At 44.4% G+C, this 3,774-nt stretch carries 1 protein-coding gene; it reads right to left on the bottom strand.

Going from position 1 to position 3,774, the window contains the following annotated elements; genetic code table 11:
• Window positions 1-3,774 (bottom strand): ZmpA/ZmpB/ZmpC family metallo-endopeptidase-related protein (locus tag GMD4S_RS11595; protein ID WP_000328337.1); only part of this gene is annotated, 3,774 nt, incomplete at both ends.

Below are 3,774 nucleotides of genomic sequence, written 5' to 3'. Positions count from 1 at the left end.
CACGGTCGAATTGAGCATTGTTTACTTCACCATAGTCGACAAAACGCATATTTAGATTCGTGTCATCTAGGCTAGTCGTGATGTTCATAGCAGTCAGTTTTTCTTCCATTTCTTCTTGAGTAATGGTAGAAGTAACAAACTGATCGTTTTTCAAGGTTTCACTCTTGGCAACTTTATAGGCTTGCGTAATGCGGTCGTTTTTGTAGCCCTGATCTCCAGAAATACTGTAAACGTTTGTACCGCTAACATTGCTGATCACATTATCAACTAAACCATTAAAGTAGTTCGAGCCGACCACTCCACCGATTTGACCGTTAGTGGTTGAATTATATACTTTTCCTGTCACATAAGATTTGGTGATTCGAGCATTATTTTCTAGACGTCCAACCAAACCACCGATACGTTGTTCATTTGATCGAGCTCCACTAATAATCGTTACATCTGCTTTACTTTGGCTAAGAAGAGATTCTCCTCCTTTAAGGCTTGCAACCAAACCACCTACATTATAAGCTTTGATGTGTTGACTGTTAGATAGGATAGTCCCCGTAAAGGAACTATTTGTAATCTTCGTATTGGTTCCATTAACTACAAGACCCGCTACGTTAGAAGCGTTGCCTACTACCGATACTCTTCCCTGAACAGAAACATCTGTGATTCGCGCATTCTCCGCATTGCGTGCAAGTGCTGCTGAGTCATAGGTACCCACGATATTCACATCTTTAAAGTCGATATTGGAAATGGTAGACCCACTCTTGAGGTTTTCAAATAAAGGCTTGGCTAGATTGTAAATCGCATATTGCTTGCCATTTTGACTACCCGTCAGACTGCCGGTGAAGTTCCCTTTGAGATAGACATAGTCCGCAGGAGCTAGGTTGACCTCGCTCGCATCCAAATCAGCTCCCAGAACATAATTTCCTGCCATATTTCGCTTCATAGCGTCTACCAATCCAGCAAAGCTAGTATAGACATTTTGCTGACTAGGGACTGCCTTACTGATGTAGAAGTCGTGCCCAGACTTGTAGCCCGCTTCACTTTCTTGGACGAGTTCAGGAAGGGTTACATTAAGCTTATAGACGGCCTTGCCATCTTTCTCTGCTTCAGAAATGCTATGAACTGGTAGGAGAATTTCCTTGGATTCGCTTGATTTGATCTTAACGAAGTAGGTAGACAGATCCGTAGGCATGGAGCTCATCGATACAAAGCGCTTGTATTGGTCGTTTTCTTTATGATAAAACTCAACGGAATCAATATCACGGAAGGCAATCTTCTTGTATTCTAACTCAAAGTTACGACTGTCTGTTTCAAACTCAGTAAAGCTGCCATTATCCAGTTCATAAGTCAACTTGGTTTTCAAAGTATAGCCTGTATAGTAGTCTAGGTCACCAATTTTCAAGCTGCCAGCAAAGTTGGTAATTGGAAGAGTGCGAATCAGCTGATCTCCCTGGTACAATTCTGCAGTCGCTGAGCGGAAGGACTGGGTCTGGTCTTCCAATCTATATTGGACCGTCACCGACTTATCATCAACATTCTCAGTCAGACTTAGAATGGAAACAGTCGGCTTGACTTTAGGCACTCCATTTAGAGCTTCTTTGGCTGCTGTCAGGCTAGCAAGAACTTGATTGACCTGTACTTGTGTAGCTGTTTGATTGTTCAGCACTCCTTCTGCCTTGGTTAATTCGTCAGTATAAGCTGTCTGCTTTTCTGAATCCGCATTCTTATATTTAACCGAAGTTTTAACCGTTGGATTTAAATCGTACTCAGTCTGAAGAGCTGTTTTAACAACTTCAAGACCACTTAATTGAGCCTTGGCTTGATTGATTTGTTCCACCAGTTGGTTGACTTCTGCTTGGCTGGCTTGGGATTGGCTCAGAATCGCTTGACCAGCCGTCAAAGCAGCATCATAGTTAGCTTGATGACTCTGACTATCGTTGAAATAACGGGCCTGTGCTTTAATCTGATCCGCTTCTGCCAAGAGATTATGCAGTGAAATTAAATCGAACTCCTCTAAAGCGTCTGCTTTCGGTGCATCACTTGGTACCATAGTTGGCTTAGCCGTTCCGACTTTGACAATTTGCGTTACAGGAGCCAAGGTTTCTTCATTAGACAATTCTTGACGGTCAACAACTTGATCGTTAGAGCTGTAAACACGAGTCTTGATGGTCCGCTCACCTTGAACACCCGGAGTTGTGATTTGACGAGCATCTTGAACTAGCTCATCGGTATATTGCTCCTCAATGTTGAAGGCTATTTTCTCTACACGAGTTTCGTCGGTATAAGTTAGTGGATACTCTGGCAAAGCCTCTGCTTTCGGTGGGTCGTTCGGTACCATGGTTGGTTTAGCCGTGCCGACTTTGACAATTTGTGTTACTGGAGCTAGAGTTTCCTCGTTAGACAACTCTTGACGGTCGACCACTTGGCCATTAGAACTGTAGACACGGGTCTTAATGGTACGTTCGCCTTGGACTCCTGGAGTTGTTATTTGACGGGCATCTTGAACAAGCTCATCCGTTTCTTCTTCACGAATTGTGAAGTTAATTTTCTCAACCCGAGTTTCGTCGGTATAAGTTAGCGGATACTCTGGCAGAGCGTCTGCTTTCGGTACATCGCTTGGTACCATGCTTGGTTTAGCAGTTCCGACTTTGACAATCTGTGTTACGGGCGCCAAAGTTTCCTCATTAGACAACTCTTGGCGGTCAACCTCTTGCCCGTTGGAACTGTAGACACGGGTCTTAATCGTGCGCTCACCCTCAACTCCTGGAGTTGTGATTTGGCGGGCATCTCGAATAAGCTCATCGGTATATTGCTCCTCGATGTTGAAGGCTATTTTCTCAACGCGAATTTCGTCAGTATATGTCAACGGATACTCTGGTAGAGCGTCTGTTTTCGGTGCATCGCTTGGTACCATGCTTGGTTTAGCAGTTCCGACTTTGACAATCTGTGTTACGGGAGCCAAGGTTTCTTCATTCGAAAGTTCTTGGCGGTCAACAACTTGACCATTGGAACTGTAGACACGGGTCTTGATCGTGCGCTCTCCCTCAACACCTGGTGTTGTGATCTGGCGGGCATCTTGGACCAATTCATCCGTAGTCTGCTCTTCAATGTTGAAGGCTATTTTCTCTACACGAGTTTCGTCGGTATAAGTCAACGGATACTCTGGCAGTGCGTCTGCTTTCGGTGGATCGTTCGGTACCATGTTTGGCTTAGCCGTGCCGACCTTGACGATTTGTGTTACGGGAGCTAGAGTTTCCTCGTTGGACAACTCTTGGCGGTCAACCTCTTGACCGTTAGAACTGTAGACACGAGTCTTAATCGTGCGCTCACCCTCAACACCCGGAGTCTCGATTTGACGAGCATCTCGAACAAGCTCATCCGTATATTGCTCCTCGATATTGAACGCAATTTTCTCTACGCGAATTTCGTCGGTATAAGTCAGCGGATACTCTGGTAAAGCCTCTGCTTTCGGTGCTTCATTCGGTACCATAGTTGGCTTAGCCGTACCAACTTTGACGATTTGTGTTATCGAAGCCAAGGTTTCTTCATTCGAAAGTTCTTGACGGTCGATTTCCTGACCGTTAGAACTGTAGACACGAGTCTTAATCGTGCGCTCTCCCTCAACACCTGGAGTTGTGATTTGATGACTTCCTTCTGGAATCTCATCTGTATATTGCTCGTCAATAGAAAAATCAATCTTTTCTATTCTAACCTCATCATTTGTAGTCAATTCCAACTCAGAATTCTCATGAATAGGAGCTGTATCAGGATTTGTCCCATATT

It is taken from the genome of Streptococcus sp. GMD4S, from assembly GCF_000296955.1.
The sequence above is the reverse complement of the archived record's forward strand: the minus strand, read 5'-3'. Positions and strand labels throughout refer to the sequence as shown.